This is a genomic window from Serratia sp. Ag1, from assembly GCF_000743355.1.
GTDB lineage: Bacteria > Pseudomonadota > Gammaproteobacteria > Enterobacterales > Enterobacteriaceae > Chania.
This window is the reverse complement of record NZ_JQEI01000001.1, coordinates 42,691-57,385: the sequence shown is the minus strand read 5'-3', so window position 1 is coordinate 57,385 and position 14,695 is coordinate 42,691. Positions and strand designations below refer to the sequence as shown.

The following is a 14,695-nucleotide window of genomic DNA, read 5'->3' as shown; positions in this document are numbered from 1 at the left end:
ACCTAATGATTTTTTTTGCTCTCCTTTTCACTCCCCAGCCCAGAATTAACTTTCCGTTTGACCATCGTGTCCAAAGCCTGGTCGATATAAAGGTAACTCAAGTTCTAGCTCACACTTCTACGCTGAAATCTCTTTTCCGAGCGCAGGAGAGTCGGTAGACTGCGCAAAAAAAAGTAAACACGTGTAAGCTGAGATAGAGGAATCTAAGTTCCTATCGCGGCTGATCGTGTGATTAATTTCAGGCTTAGAGCGCTATGATCAATAATTTGCAGCACTACCATCTGGTCCAACGTATACAGCATCAAATCTCTCAGCGTGCCGACTGCATTGCTTTTCGCCAGTGGTCCCCCGATGGTGAAACGCAGCTGACCTGGTCACAGGTTGGTACTCATGTGAACTCTATCGCCTGCGCGCTTTTGGCTCTTGGCGTAGATGTGCAAGAACGGATTGCTATCTTTGCTAATAATTGCATGGCTTGGTCGCTGGCCGATCTGGCTATTCTGCAACTGCGCGCCATCAGCGTGCCGCTTTATGCAACCAATACCGCAGCCCAAGCCGCTTTTATTATTAATGATGCTGATATTCGCATGGTGTTTGTCGGTGAACAGGCACAGCTGGATGCTGCCATTGCTCTGCGCGGCGTGTGTCCGCAGCTCACGCATATCATCGTATTTGATGATGAGGCCGATTTACGTGGTTGCGAGATTGCTCAATACCTCAGTCATTTTGAGCGTGAGGCCGATGTCGAGCAGTTTGAGGCAATACTGCAAGAAAGGATTGCAGATAGCAGCCTGCAAGATTTGTTCACGCTGATTTATACCTCCGGTACTACGGGCGAGCCAAAAGGGGTGATGCTGGACTATCGCAACATGGCGGCACAGTTACAGTTACATGATGATCGCATCACGGTCACCGAAGACGATGTTTCGCTCAGTTTCCTGCCAATGTCACATGTTTTTGAGCGGGCCTGGAGCTTCTTTATTATGCATTCCGGTGCTCAGAACGTTTTTCTGCCGAATACCGATTGGGTACGTGAGGCGATGGCTGCCGTACAGCCAACCCTGATGTGTGCGGTGCCGCGTTTTTATGAAAAAATCTTCAGTGCGGTACATGAGAAAGTCGCGCGTGCACCTTGGTTGCGCCGTGCTCTGTTCCACTGGGCGATCGTGTGTGGTGAGCGCAAGTTTCTGCAGGAGCGAGCGGGCAAGCCGCTCGGCAAGCTGTTCGATCTCTCCCACCGTTGGGCGGATAAGCTGGTACTGAGTAAACTGCGTGCGATCCTGGGGGGCCGGGTTCGTTTCCTGCCAGCCGCCGGAGCTAAACTGGACGATAATGTCATCCTGTTCTTCGAAGCGATGGGGGTGAACATCAAATATGGTTACGGCATGACGGAAACCTGTGCCACGGTCTCCTGTTGGGAGGAAAATAATTTCCGCTTTGGCTCTATTGGTAAGCCGTTACCCGGTGTAGAAGTGCGCATCGCTGAGGAAAATGAGATCCAGGTGCGTGGGCCAATTGTAATGCGTGGCTATTTCAATAAACCGTTGGAAACTGCGAACACCTTTACCGCCGATGGCTGGTTAAAAACCGGTGATGCTGGCATGATCGATGAAGATGGCAATCTGTTTATCACCGAGCGCCTCAAAGATCTGATGAAAACCTCTGGTGGTAAATATATTGCTCCGCAAATGCTGGAAGGTACGCTGGTACAAGATCGTTTTATTGAGCAGGTGGCGATCATTGCCGATGCACGCAAGTTTGTTTCCGCGTTGATTGTCCCGAGTTTCGAATCGCTGGAGGATTACGCCCGTTCGATTAACCTGAAATACCAGGATCGGCTCGAATTGCTGCGTAATAACCATATTATTGAAATGTTTGAAAACCGTCTGCGCGAGATGCAAAAAGAGCTGGCGCTATTCGAGCAGGTGAAAAAATTTACTCTATTACCTGCGGCGTTTTCTATGGAATTGGGCGAGTTAACGCCAACGCTGAAGTTGCGGCGCAAGGTGATCCTGCAGCGTTACCAGAATGAGATTGAATCTATGTATCAGGATAAATGATGGCGTTGCTCCAGGAAGGTTGCGCACAGCCAACATGGGTTGAAGTATAACGACTATCATATCGTTCGGTAATTTCCGGCATAGACGAAACAATACCTGGCGGTTATTGCTGGCGGCTAGCGTATTGTTTCTGTAAGCGATTAATCCTCAGCCGGATGTTAACAACCTTTGTTGTTAACGGATTGTTTTGCCGTTTGCCTGCCTCATATTCTAGCGTTATGTTAGGCTGTATCACGGTATTAAGTTCCGCTGACACTGCTTAATACTGCGATACAAGCTAAACCATCCATAAATTTTGGGGCGTTGCCCCACCGCGGGCGCTTAGTTTCAGCGCCAGACAAGAATTAAGCAAGCCTGGAGGCAAACCCATGGAAATGTTGTCAGGAGCCGAGATGGTCGTCCGATCGTTGATCGATCAGGGCGTTAAACATGTATTCGGCTATCCGGGCGGGGCGGTACTGGATATTTATGACGCCCTGCACACGGTTGGGGGCATCGATCATATTCTGGTGCGGCATGAGCAGGGAGCCGTGCATATGGCCGATGGCTATGCGCGTGCGACCGGTGAAGTGGGGGTGGTTCTCGTAACATCCGGCCCTGGTGCGACCAATGCGATTACCGGCATTGCCACGGCGTATATGGATTCCATCCCTATGGTAGTGCTTTCTGGCCAGGTTCCCAGTTCACTGATTGGTTACGATGCTTTCCAAGAGTGCGATATGGTGGGGATCTCCCGCCCGGTGGTGAAGCACAGCTTTCTGGTCAAACGCACTGAAGATATTCCTTCCGTATTGAAGAAAGCGTTCTATCTAGCTTCTACTGGCCGCCCTGGCCCGGTGGTGATCGATCTGCCCAAAGATATTGTTGGCCCGGCAGTGAAAATGCCTTATGCCTATCCGAAAGACGTCAGTATGCGTTCTTATCACCCAACGGTGCAAGGGCATCGTGGGCAGATAAAGCGCGCTCTGCAGACCATTCTGGCAGCAAAAAAACCCGTGATGTACGTGGGCGGTGGGGCAATCAATTCAGGCTGTCATGAAGAGTTGTTACAACTGGCCGAGAAACTGAATCTGCCGGTAACCTGCACGCTGATGGGATTGGGGGCGTTCCCTGGTACTCACCGGCAAAGCGTGGGTATGCTGGGGATGCACGGGACTTATGAAGCCAATAACACCATGCATAACTCCGATGTGATCTTTGCCGTCGGGGTACGTTTTGACGATCGTACCACCAACAACCTGATTAAATATTGCCCGGACGCTACCGTGTTGCATATCGATATCGACCCGACCTCGATTTCTAAAACGGTCGATGCCGATATTCCTATCGTTGGTGATGCCAAGCAGGTCTTGGTGCAAATGCTGGAGTTATTGGCACAAAGTGACAAAACGCAGGATTTCGACGCGTTGCGCGACTGGTGGCAATCCATCGAACAGTGGCGGGCACGCGATTGCCTGGGTTACGACAAGAACAGCGGCACTATCAAGCCTCAAGCGGTGATTGAAACCTTGCACCGGCTGACCAAAGGTGATGCTTATGTTACCTCTGACGTTGGTCAACACCAGATGTTTGCCGCACTTTACTACCCGTTTGATAAGCCACGCCGTTGGATTAACTCTGGCGGATTAGGCACCATGGGCTTTGGCTTGCCTGCGGCGCTGGGGGTGAAGTTGGCATTGCCAGAAGAAACCGTGGTGTGTGTCACTGGTGACGGCAGTATCCAGATGAATATTCAGGAGTTGTCCACTGCTATGCAGTACAACCTGCCGGTAATCGTGCTCAATCTGAACAACGGCTATCTGGGTATGGTGAAGCAGTGGCAGGATATGATCTATTCTGGCCGCCATTCCCAATCCTATATGAATTCTCTGCCGGATTTTGTGAAACTGGCGGAGGCATACGGTCATGTGGGGATCTCAATCCGCACTCCTGATGAGCTGGAAAGCAAACTGGCGCAGGCGTTGGCTGAGAAAGAGCGGTTAGTGTTTGTTGATGTTACCGTCGATGAAACTGAACATGTGTACCCGATGCAAATTCGCGGTGGAAGCATGGACGATATGTGGCTAAGCAAAACGGAGAGAACCTGATGAGGCGCCGTATTTTATCTGTACTGCTGGAAAACGAATCAGGTGCGTTGTCGCGCGTGGTAGGGCTGTTCTCTCAGCGTGGCTATAACATTGAAAGCCTGACGGTAGCACCGACTGACGATCCTACGTTGTCACGCATGACGATTCAGACTGTGGGTGACGAAAAGGTGCTCGAGCAGATCGAGAAGCAACTGCACAAACTGGTTGATGTGCTGCGCGTTAGCGAACTGGTCCAAGGGGCGCATGTTGAGCGTGAGATCATGCTGGTGAAATTGCAGGCCAGTGGTTACGGGCGTGAAGAGGTGAAGCGTAGCACGGATATTTTCCGTGGTCAGATCGTGGATGTCACTTCTTCGCTCTACACCGTGCAACTGGCGGGAACCAGCGACAAACTGGACGCGTTCCTGAATGCTGTGCGTGAAGTGGCTGAAATTGTTGAAGTCGTGCGCTCAGGAATTATTGGTGTTTCGCGCGGTGATAAAATCATGCGCTAACCACGCTGATTTTTTGCGGGTTAACGAGAAGGCGTAGCTTTACTGCTGCGCCTTTTTTTTCGGCTTTTTAGTCATTTGCTGGCACCTTTCTGCAAAAGCGGTTGCTCGACCGGGTTTTCTGCGGTTAGATCCAAGGGGTGGGATGAATAACCATAGTGATTATTATGGTTACTCAGGATCTTTCAGCTTTCAAATCGCAGCGTGGTTTGGCCGCAAGAGCCAAACCGCCATCTTGATTGCTTTTTATTTTCAGCATCATTAAGGGGTTAACGTGAAACTGGATGAAATCGCGCGTCTCGCAGGCGTTTCGCGCACTACGGCCAGTTATGTCATCAACGGTAAGGCGAAGCAGTATCGTGTCAGCGATAAAACCGTTGAAAAAGTGATGGCCGTGGTCAGGGAGCACAACTATCACCCGAATGCTGTTGCGGCAGGGTTACGCGCTGGCCGTACTCGCTCAATCGGCCTGGTGATACCGGATCTTGAAAATACCAGTTATACCCGTATCGCCAACTATCTTGAGCGGCAGGCGCGCCAGCGGGGTTATCAACTGCTGATTGCCTGTTCTGAAGATCAGCCGGACAACGAAATGCGCTGCGTTGAGCATCTGTTGCAGCGCCAGGTGGATGCTATCATTGTGTCGACGGCATTGCCGCCGGAGCATCCTTTCTATCAGCGTTGGGCCAACGATCCTTTCCCGATCATTGCGTTAGATCGCGCGCTGGATCGTGAACATTTCATCAGCGTGGTTGGGGCCGATCAGGAGGATTCCTTGGCGCTGGCGCAGGAGTTGCGCGGTTTCCCGGCTAAGTCGGTGTTATATCTTGGGGCATTGCCAGAGCTTTCCGTGAGTTTTCTACGTGAGCAGGGGTTCCGCCAAGCTTGGCAGGATGACGAACGTCATGTGGACTATCTGTATGCTAACAGTTATGAACGCGAGGCTGCTGGTGCGCTGTTTGCTGAATGGCTGAAAACCCACCCAATGCCGCAGGCGCTGTTTACCACGTCCTTTTCCCTGTTGCAGGGAGTGATGGATGTCACGTTGAAAAAATATGGGCACTTACCAACGGATCTGGCTATTGCCACTTTTGGCGATAATGAACTGCTGGATTTCCTTGAGTGCCCGGTGCTGGCCGTGGCGCAGCGCCACCGTGATGTGGCTGAACGGGTGTTAGAACTGGTTCTGGCCAGTCTTGACGAACCGCGTAAGCCTAAACCAGGCATGACGCGCATCCGTCGTAATCTGTTCCGCCGTGGCAGCCTGAGCCGGAAATAAGCCCAAAGGGCCAGTCTGCCACTGGCCTTTGGTTTTATACATACCCCACCACGCGAAACAAGCGGCGGCAATATTCCAGAAAGTAGCCGTATACTACCCCCATTGCCATGGACACCACCGCATTACTGGCCACCGCCGCCATGATTTGTTGCCCATCGGCACCCACGCTCCACAGGATCGCAGCATAAACAGGTGACTGAAAACTGACATAGGCCAGCAGATCCGCCAGATTGCGCAGTAAAAACTGCCCTTGAGGGAAACGGCGGGCTGTTGCGATAAAAAAGTCGCGGTAGCGGCCATAGGGCCAGGCAATAAGAATGTTGACGGGAATCGACAATAAGCGGGAAGAAAGTGACTGACTGAAGCTCATGCCAGAAATCAGGATTTCAATCGCCATACCTGCCAGAAAGCAGTACACCACCAAAGCAAAAGTGTCGGCGGCAGCACTGCGTAAGCGTGAAGCAGGTGAAAACATGGGATAAGCTCCTATGAACAGGTTAACATTTTTAGTTAATTTGTTAATGTGGTGTAATAAACTGATTTTTATTTATTATCCAGTGTACTAAGCTATTTATTTATTTTAACTAGCTTGATATTTTTATTTTTAACAATTGTGTGGTTTTTATCCTGATGAGAGGGCTCAAAGCATCGCTTGGAGGGATTAAAAATGGTTAATATTGTAAATGCTATTAAAAACAGTGTGTTGTGATTTTTTCCTTGATGTTGGTGCAGAAAACCTGGTTCATGCAGAAATGGACGAAAATGTAAAAAATTTCGGTCTGAATTGTAAGTGAGTGTTTTAAGAGGAATCTCAGTAAATTGATTTAAATTCGAATGAGTAAGCTCAGTAATATCCGGGCAATATATTTTTTCTGCGGGTTCTTCATTGATAGAATAATTGACGTAGAATAGCGCGCTGTTTGCGGCGAAATATGTCTCTGGCGTTATTAAGTCAATGGTTTAAGACATAAATCCGCAAATGGGTGATGTGCAGCCAAGCCTTATCCGGCGCGGCTTGCCGCAGGGTGACATCCCGTGGCTATCCGGGTAAAAAGTGAGATCTGGATTGCAGAAGGAACTAATGAGTTAATTAATCGCCAATGTGCGACATTTTTAATCACCTCATTTTCGTTTAGAAAATTATCCCCGTTTATCAGGATGTTATTTTTTATTCGTTTAATAAATAGAGTTCTTTTCGTGAGTCAGCCCCCAAAATATCCACAGAAATATTGCCAAAGCGCTGCCGCTCTGGCTTGACAAGGTTTTCATACCCTCCGTAAACTCTTAATGTGGTAATTTGTGGGGGAAAGTGGTGGAAAAGGTCACTGGGGGGTAGCTCAGGTATGTTTCGTGGAGCGACGCTGGTTAACCTCGACAGTAAAGGGCGGCTTGCCGTACCCACCCGTTATCGGGATTTACTGAATGAGGAATCGCAAGGCCAAATGGTTTGTACCATTGACCTCCATCAGCCCTGTCTGCTGCTTTATCCTTTACCCGAATGGGAAGTTATCGAACAAAAATTGTCCCGTCTGTCGAGCATGAATCCCGCCGAGCGCCGCGTTCAGCGCTTGCTGTTGGGGCATGCCAGCGAATGTCAGATGGATAGTGCCGGGCGGTTGCTGTTAGCCAGTACGCTGCGTCAACACGCCGGGCTAACGAAAGAAGTGATGCTGGTCGGGCAGTTCAACAAGTTTGAACTGTGGGATGAACAGACCTGGTATCTACAAGTCAAGAAGGATATTGACGCTGAACAGTCCACTCAGGAACCGTTATCTGAGCGGCTACAGGATTTGTCATTATAAGCATGTTGGAAAACTATAAGCACACCACCGTACTGTTGGATGAGGCTGTGAACGGCCTCAACATCCGCAGTAACGGCACATATATTGACGGAACTTTTGGTCGCGGTGGCCATTCTCGTCTGATTCTGTCCCAACTGGGGCCGGAAGGGCGTTTGTTGGCAATCGATCGCGATCCGCAGGCTATTGCTGCCGCCCAATCTATTGAAGACCCTCGTTTCTCTATCATACATGGCCCATTTTCGGATCTGGCGCATTATGCGCAAGAGCGCGATCTGGTAGGCAAAATTGACGGTGTGTTGCTCGACTTGGGGGTTTCTTCCCCGCAGTTGGATGATGCTGAGCGCGGTTTTTCCTTTATGCGCGACGGCCCGCTGGATATGCGGATGGATCCTTCCAGCGGCCAGTCTGCCGCCGAATGGCTGATGAAAGCCGAAGCTGATGATATTGCCTGGGTGCTGAAAACCTTTGGCGAAGAGCGTTTTGCCAAGCGTATTGCCCGCGCCATCGTGGAAAGAAACCGTACCGAGCCAATGACGCGCACCAAGGAGTTAGCGGATCTGATTGCTAACGCCAGTCCATTCCGTGAAAAACACAAGCACCCGGCAACGCGCAGTTTCCAGGCGATCCGTATTTATATCAACAGTGAACTGGAAGAGATCGAGCGTGCTCTGGATGGCGCGCTGGCGGTATTGGCCCCGCATGGCCGCTTGTCGATTATCAGCTTCCATTCATTGGAAGATCGCATTGTTAAACGCTTTATGCGCCACCATAGCCGGGGAGCCCAGGTACCTGCCGGGATCCCGTTGACCGAAGCGCAACTGCGTGAACTTGGGGGGCGCACACTGAAAGCATTGGGCAAAATGATGCCGTCTGACGATGAAGTGGCGGAAAACCCGCGAGCGCGCAGTTCGGTGCTGCGTATTGCTGAGAGGATGTCCGCGTGATTGGCAATCAGCGTCACGGGCTGGTTGGGGTTATTGGCGGGGACTTACTGCGTAACGCCAAAATACCGCTGATCTTATTGGTCGCTGTGCTGGTTTCCGCTGTTTTTGTGGTTACCACGGCGCACCGGACCCGCTTGTTGACCGCTGAACGCGAACAGTTGGTGTTGGAGCGGGATGCGCTGGATATTGAGTGGCGCAACCTGATTCTGGAAGAAAATGCCCTTGGCGATCATAGCCGTGTAGAACGTATTGCCACTGAGAAGTTGCACATGCAGCACGTTGATCCATCGCAGGAAAATATCATCGTTAAACCCTAAAAGGCTTAACCGCATTGACGATACGGAGCAGAAAGAGAAGCAATGAAAGCAGCACGCCCCGGTAGGTTGAGACGCCAGGAAGACCAAGCCAGCTTTGTCAGCTGGCGTTTTGCGTTGCTGTGCGGTTGTATTTTGCTGGCATTGGTCGGCTTGATGGTGCGCGTGGCTTATCTGCAGGTGATCAACCCTGAACAACTGGTGAAAGAGGGCGATATGCGCTCGCTGCGGGTGCAGGAGGTTCCAACTGCGCGCGGCATGATCAGCGATCGTTCTGGGCGGCCATTGGCGGTGAGCGTCCCGGTGAACGCCGTCTGGGCCGATCCGAAAGAATTGATCGAGCACGGGGGGATTACGCTGGATTCGCGCTGGAAGGCGCTTTCCGATGCGTTGCAGATCCCATTGGATCAACTCTCCAACCGTATTAATGCCAACCCGAAAGGGCGCTTTGTTTATCTGGCACGGCAGGTTAATCCGGCGATCGGTGACTATATCCATAAGCTGAAACTGCCGGGGATTTACCTGCGTCAGGAGTCACGCCGTTATTATCCTTCAGGCCAAGTGACGGCCCATATCATCGGCGTGACCAATATCGATGGCCAAGGTATTGAAGGGGTTGAAAAGAGCTTCGACCGCTGGCTGACCGGGCAACCGGGTGAACGCACTGTACGCAAAGATCGTTATGGCCGGGTGATTGAGGATGTCTCTTCGGTAGACAGCCTGGCAGCCCATAACCTGATGTTGAGCATTGACGAGCGTTTACAGGCGCTGGTTTACCGCGAATTGAATAATGCGGTTGCGTTCAACAAGGCGGAATCAGGCACCGCCGTGCTGGTGGACGTGAATACCGGCGAAGTATTGGCGATGGCCAATAGCCCGTCATATAACCCGAACAACATGGCCGGTACGCCGAAAGACACCATGCGTAACCGCGCGATCACCGATATTTTTGAACCGGGTTCCACAGTGAAACCGATGGTGGTAATGACGGCATTGCAGCGCGGCGTAGTGAAAGAGAACAGCGTGCTCAATACCATTCCTTACCGTATTAACGGTCACGAAATCAAAGATGTGGCACGTTATTCGGAACTGTCCATGACCGGGATTTTGCAGAAGTCGAGTAACGTCGGTGTTTCTAAACTGGCGTTAGCGATGCCGTCCTCAGCGTTAGTAGACACTTACTCACGTTTTGGACTGGGAAAAGCGACCAATTTGGGGCTGGTCGGAGAAAGCAGTGGCTTATACCCAAAAAAACAACGGTGGTCTGACATAGAGAGGGCCACCTTCTCTTTCGGCTACGGGCTAATGGTAACGCCGTTACAGTTAGCGCGAGTCTATGCCACGATCGGCAGCTTGGGCGTGTATCGCCCGTTGTCGATCACCAAGGTTGACCCTCCGGTGGCCGGTGAGCGCGTCTTCCCAGAGGCTACGGTGCGTACCGTGGTTCACATGATGGAAAGCGTGGCGTTGCCGGGCGGTGGTGGCGTGAAAGCCGCCATCAAGGGTTACCGGATTGCGATTAAAACCGGTACCGCGAAAAAAGTCGGCCCGGACGGTAAATACGTCAACCGATATATCGCTTATACCGCAGGGGTGGCACCCGCCAGCCAACCCCGTTTTGCTCTGGTGGTGGTCATTAACGATCCACAGGGTGGGAAGTACTACGGCGGTGCGATTTCCGCGCCAGTGTTTGGTGCGATCATGGGGGGAGTGTTGCGGATCATGAACGTTGAGCCGGATGCTTTACCCACTGGCGACAAAAGCGAATTAGTTATCAACAGTAAAGAGGGTACAGGTGGCAGATCGTAATTTACGCGATTTACTCGCTCCTTGGGTGCCAGCAGCACCCGAGCGCCAGCTGAGGGAAATGATATTAGACAGCCGCATTGCGGCTGCCGGGGATCTGTTTGTCGCCGTGGTCGGTCATCAGGCGGATGGCCGCCGCTATATTCCGCAAGCCATCGCGCAAGGGGTTGCCGCTGTCATCGCCGAAGCTGAAGGCCAGGCTGAAGACGGGGAAATTTGCGAAATGCACGGTGTGCCCGTCATTTACCTTAGCCAACTCAGCCAGCGTCTTTCTGCACTCGCCGGGCGTTTCTACCAGCAACCCGCAGAGCGTTTGCGTCTGATCGGTGTGACTGGTACCAACGGTAAAACCACCACTACGCAGTTGCTGGCGCAATGGAGCCAACTGCTGGGTGAAACCGCCGCCGTTATGGGGACAGTGGGGAATGGGTTGTTGGGACAGGTTTGCCCAACGGAAAATACCACCGGTTCTGCGGTTGATGTTCAACATATCCTCAACGATTTGGCCACTCAGGGTGCCACTGTTGCTGCGATGGAAGTCTCTTCTCACGGACTGGTGCAACACCGAGTCGTCGCTTTACCCTTTGCTGCCGCAGTATTTACTAACCTGAGCCGCGATCATCTGGATTATCATGGCGATATGGCCAGTTATGAAGCGGCTAAATGGTCGCTGTTTGCGCAGCATGAAGTCGGGCAGGCGATCATTAATGCCGATGATGAAGTGGGTCATCGCTGGTTGGCTAAATTACCCGATGCGGTAGCCGTGACCATGCAAGCCAACTTACAACCAGGTTGCCGTGGTCGTTGGCTGAAAGCGACCTCAGTGAATTACCACGATAACGGTGCCACCGTGCATTTCAGCTCAAGCTGGGGTGATGGCGAGATTGAAAGCCGCCTGATGGGGGCATTTAACGTCAGTAATCTGCTGCTGGCGCTGGCAACTTTGCTGTCTCTTGGTTACCCGTTTGATGAACTGGTAAAAACCGCCAATCAGTTGCAGCCGGTCTGTGGCCGCATGGAAGTGTTTAATGCGCCGGGGAAGCCGACGGTGGTGGTGGATTATGCCCATACCCCGGATGCCTTGGAAAAAGCGTTGGAAGCTGCGCGTTTACATTGCCAGGGGCAACTGTGGTGCGTATTTGGTTGCGGTGGCGATCGCGACAGAGGTAAGCGCCCACTTATGGGCGGGATTGCCGAGCAGTTTGCCGATCGCGTTGTGGTGACCGACGATAACCCGCGTACCGAAGAACCGCAGGCAATCATCAAAGATATTCTGGCCGGATTGCTCGATGCCGGGCATGTGCAGGTGATCCATGGGCGTGCAGAAGCCGTCACCAGTGCCATCATGCAGGCGAAAGAACAGGATGTCGTCCTGGTGGCAGGTAAAGGCCATGAGGATTATCAAGTGGTGGGTCATCGTCGCCTGGATTACTCCGATCGTACTACCGTTGCACGTTTACTGGGGGTGTTGGCATGATCGCGGTATCCCTGAAGGTCTTGGCTGAGGTATTGAGTGCTGAACTGATCGGTGCTGATTGCCAAATCACTGAGGTGATGACCGATACCCGCCAAGTGACGGCAGGCTGCCTGTTTGTGGCGCTGAAAGGCGAGCGTTTCGACGCCCATGACTTTGCCGCTGATGCAATAGCCGCAGGCGCAGGTGCGTTGCTGGTAAGTAAGCGCTTATTGGTGGATGCGCCACAACTGGTGGTGAAAGATACCCGTTTGGCATTAGGGCAACTGGCTGCCTGGGTTCGTCAGCAGGTCCCGGCTAAAGTGGTGGCGCTCACAGGGTCATCAGGGAAGACCTCGGTGAAAGAGATGACAGCCACCATTCTGCGCGAATGTGGTGAGGTGCTGTATACCGCAGGGAATTTCAATAACGACATCGGCGTGCCGCTGACGTTACTGCGTTTGCAGCCGCAGCATGATTTTGCCGTGATTGAGTTAGGCGCGAATCATATTGGCGAGATCGCTTACACCACCGCTTTAACCCAACCACAGAGCGCGCTGGTGAACAACCTGGCGGCGGCGCATCTGGAAGGATTCGGCTCTTTGGCCGGGGTGGCTCAGGCCAAAGGTGAGATATTTGCTGGTTTGCCCGCCAACGGTGTGGCGATCATCAATGCTGATAATAACGACTGGCCGCATTGGCAGGTTCAGTTGCAGGGCAAAAAAGTGTGGCGCTTTTCGCCTCAGGCGGCAGATGGCGTGGATTTTTTTGCCAGCGATATTCAGATCAATGGCAAGGGTACGCAATTTACGCTGCACAGCCCGTTAGGAACGGTAGCTATCGAGCTGCCGCTGCCTGGCCGCCATAATGTGGCTAATGCTCTGGCGGCGGCGGCACTGGCGATGTCGGTCGGTGCAACGTTGGCGGCAGTGCGCGCAGGATTACAACAACTCCAGGCGGTGCCAGGTCGGTTATTCCCGGTCGCGCTGGCGGAGGGCAAGCTTTTACTGGATGACAGCTATAACGCCAATGTTGGCTCAATGATCGCTGCTGCTCAGGTGCTGGCAGAAATGCCGGGTTACCGGGTGATGGTGGTTGGCGACATGGCCGAGTTAGGGGCAGAAGCGGCAGAATGTCACCGCCAGGTGGGAGATGCCGCCCGTCTGGCCGGGGTTGATAAAGTGATCAGCGTCGGTCAACTCAGCCACGTGCTGAGTTCGGCAGCCGGTAACGGCGAGCATTATCAGAATAAAGCAGCAGTGATCGCGCGCGTGGCGGAACTACTGTCAGCACATGCGGTAATTACCGTGTTAATCAAAGGTTCACGTAGTGCCGCAATGGAGCAGGTAGTACGCGCGTTACAGGAGAAAGCACCATGTTAGTTTGGCTGGCCGAATATCTGGTCAAGTATTACTCAGGTTTCAACGTCTTTTCTTACCTGACGTTCAGGGCCATTGTCAGCCTGCTGACCGCGCTGTTTATTTCGTTGTGGATGGGGCCACGGGTGATCAAACGCCTGCAGGAAATGTCCTTTGGCCAAGTGGTGCGTAACGACGGGCCAGAATCACACTTCAGCAAACGCGGTACGCCAACCATGGGCGGCATCATGATCCTGACCTCCATCACCATTTCGGTGCTGATGTGGGCGTATCCGTCGAATCCTTATGTCTGGTGCGTATTGTTTGTGCTGGTGGGGTACGGCATCGTCGGGTTTGTCGATGACTATCGCAAAGTGGTGCGCAAAGATACCAAAGGGTTGATTGCCCGCTGGAAGTACTTCTGGCAATCGGTGATCGCGCTGATCGTCGCGTTCTCCATGTATGCGATAGGAAAAGACACGCCAGCCACCGAGCTGGTAGTGCCGTTTTTCAAGGACATTGTGCCACAGCTTGGTCTGCTATACGTGCTGTTAGCCTACTTTGTGATTGTGGGGACCAGCAATGCGGTTAACCTGACCGATGGGTTGGACGGGTTGGCGATTATGCCAACCGTATTGGTTGCTGCCGGTTTTGCCTTGGTTGCCTGGGCAACGGGTAACGTGAATTTTGCCAACTATCTGCATATCCCGTATCTGCGCCATGCTGGTGAGCTGGTGATTGTGTGCACCGCGATTGTCGGTGCCGGTTTGGGCTTCTTATGGTTCAACACTTACCCGGCTCAGGTGTTTATGGGCGATGTCGGTTCGCTGGCCTTGGGCGGCGCGTTGGGGACGATCGCGGTGCTGCTGCGTCAGGAGTTTTTGCTGGTGATTATGGGCGGCGTGTTCGTGGTTGAAACGCTGTCGGTGATTTTGCAGGTGGGATCGTTCAAGCTGCGCGGGCAACGTATTTTCCGCATGGCACCGATTCATCACCACTATGAATTGAAAGGTTGGCCAGAGCCACGCGTGATTGTGCGTTTCTGGATTATTTCGCTGATGCTGGTGCTGATCGGCCTGGCAACGCTGAAGGTGCGCTAAT

The 14,695-nt window shown here is 52.4% G+C and carries 12 protein-coding genes; 11 read left to right on the top strand and 1 reads right to left on the bottom strand.

The features are described 5' to 3' along the window. Positions 1 to 254: 254 nt before the first annotated feature. From IV04_RS00245 to cra, 4 genes are all read left to right on the top strand, one after another. Positions 255 to 2,060 (top strand): long-chain fatty acid--CoA ligase, encoded by a 1,806-nt coding sequence (locus IV04_RS00245; protein ID WP_037403436.1) that lies wholly within the window; start codon positions 255 to 257, stop codon positions 2,058 to 2,060. Positions 2,061 to 2,428: 368 nt separating this feature from the next. Then, complete coding sequence (ilvI, locus tag IV04_RS00240; protein ID WP_037403437.1) at positions 2,429 to 4,147, top strand: acetolactate synthase 3 large subunit; 1,719 nt, start codon at positions 2,429 to 2,431, stop codon at positions 4,145 to 4,147. Next, entirely contained in the window at positions 4,147 to 4,641 is a 495-nt protein-coding gene (ilvN, locus tag IV04_RS00235; protein ID WP_037403439.1) for an acetolactate synthase small subunit, read from the top strand. The genes ilvI and ilvN overlap by 1 nt, the downstream gene beginning before the upstream one ends. Positions 4,642 to 4,912: 271 nt before the next feature. Continuing rightward, positions 4,913 to 5,917, top strand: a complete 1,005-nt coding sequence (cra, locus tag IV04_RS00230; protein ID WP_037403440.1) for a catabolite repressor/activator — start codon at positions 4,913 to 4,915, stop codon at positions 5,915 to 5,917. A 34-nt stretch (positions 5,918 to 5,951) separates the two neighbouring features. On the opposite strand, the gene IV04_RS00225 is transcribed toward cra, so the two are convergent. Further along, positions 5,952 to 6,392, bottom strand: a complete 441-nt coding sequence (locus IV04_RS00225; RefSeq protein WP_037403442.1) for an L-alanine exporter AlaE — start codon at positions 6,390 to 6,392, stop codon at positions 5,952 to 5,954. 868 nt (positions 6,393 to 7,260) lie between these two features. Here IV04_RS00225 and mraZ point away from each other — a divergent pair. Genes mraZ through mraY form a run of 7 tightly spaced genes read left to right on the top strand, consistent with a single transcriptional unit; the run spans position 7,261 to position 14,694 of the window. Then, on the top strand, positions 7,261 to 7,719 hold the full coding sequence (mraZ, locus tag IV04_RS00220) for a division/cell wall cluster transcriptional repressor MraZ (RefSeq protein WP_037403443.1): 459 nt from the start codon (positions 7,261 to 7,263) through the stop codon (positions 7,717 to 7,719). 2 nt (positions 7,720 to 7,721) lie between these two features. Next, a complete protein-coding gene (gene rsmH, locus IV04_RS00215; protein WP_037403444.1) occupies positions 7,722 to 8,663 on the top strand; it encodes a 16S rRNA (cytosine(1402)-N(4))-methyltransferase RsmH in 942 nt (313 codons plus the stop codon). After that, a complete protein-coding gene (gene ftsL / locus IV04_RS00210; RefSeq protein ID WP_037403445.1) occupies positions 8,660 to 8,980 on the top strand; it encodes a cell division protein FtsL in 321 nt (106 codons plus the stop codon). The genes rsmH and ftsL overlap by 4 nt, the downstream gene beginning before the upstream one ends. A gap of 42 nt (positions 8,981 to 9,022) precedes the next feature. Beyond that, the gene (locus tag IV04_RS00205; protein WP_037403446.1) at positions 9,023 to 10,786 is read left to right on the top strand and encodes a peptidoglycan glycosyltransferase FtsI; all 1,764 of its coding nucleotides are present in this window, start codon (positions 9,023 to 9,025) and stop codon (positions 10,784 to 10,786) included. Further along, positions 10,773 to 12,260, top strand: coding sequence for a UDP-N-acetylmuramoyl-L-alanyl-D-glutamate--2,6-diaminopimelate ligase (gene murE, locus IV04_RS00200; protein ID WP_037403448.1), 1,488 nt, complete (start codon positions 10,773 to 10,775; stop codon positions 12,258 to 12,260). Before IV04_RS00205 ends, murE begins: the two co-directional genes overlap by 14 nt. Next, positions 12,257 to 13,618, top strand: coding sequence for a UDP-N-acetylmuramoyl-tripeptide--D-alanyl-D-alanine ligase (gene murF / locus IV04_RS00195; RefSeq protein WP_037403451.1), 1,362 nt, complete (start codon positions 12,257 to 12,259; stop codon positions 13,616 to 13,618). Before murE ends, murF begins: the two co-directional genes overlap by 4 nt. Further along, positions 13,612 to 14,694 carry a phospho-N-acetylmuramoyl-pentapeptide-transferase gene (gene mraY, locus IV04_RS00190; RefSeq protein ID WP_037403453.1) on the top strand — a complete coding sequence of 361 codons (1,083 nt, stop codon included), beginning with the start codon at positions 13,612 to 13,614 and terminating at the stop codon, positions 14,692 to 14,694. The genes murF and mraY overlap by 7 nt, the downstream gene beginning before the upstream one ends. Position 14,695: the final 1 nt, after the last annotated feature.

Coding starts and splice junctions, on each gene's coding strand:
- IV04_RS00245 (WP_037403436.1), top strand. CDS start 255: ATGATCAATAATTTGCAGCACTACCATCTGGTCCAACGTATACAGCAT.
- ilvI (WP_037403437.1), top strand. CDS start 2,429: ATGGAAATGTTGTCAGGAGCCGAGATGGTCGTCCGATCGTTGATCGAT.
- ilvN (WP_037403439.1), top strand. CDS start 4,147: ATGAGGCGCCGTATTTTATCTGTACTGCTGGAAAACGAATCAGGTGCG.
- IV04_RS00225 (WP_037403442.1), bottom strand. CDS start 6,392: ATGTTTTCACCTGCTTCACGCTTACGCAGTGCTGCCGCCGACACTTTT.
- mraZ (WP_037403443.1), top strand. CDS start 7,261: ATGTTTCGTGGAGCGACGCTGGTTAACCTCGACAGTAAAGGGCGGCTT.
- rsmH (WP_037403444.1), top strand. CDS start 7,722: ATGTTGGAAAACTATAAGCACACCACCGTACTGTTGGATGAGGCTGTG.
- IV04_RS00205 (WP_037403446.1), top strand. CDS start 9,023: ATGAAAGCAGCACGCCCCGGTAGGTTGAGACGCCAGGAAGACCAAGCC.
- murF (WP_037403451.1), top strand. CDS start 12,257: ATGATCGCGGTATCCCTGAAGGTCTTGGCTGAGGTATTGAGTGCTGAA.
- mraY (WP_037403453.1), top strand. CDS start 13,612: ATGTTAGTTTGGCTGGCCGAATATCTGGTCAAGTATTACTCAGGTTTC.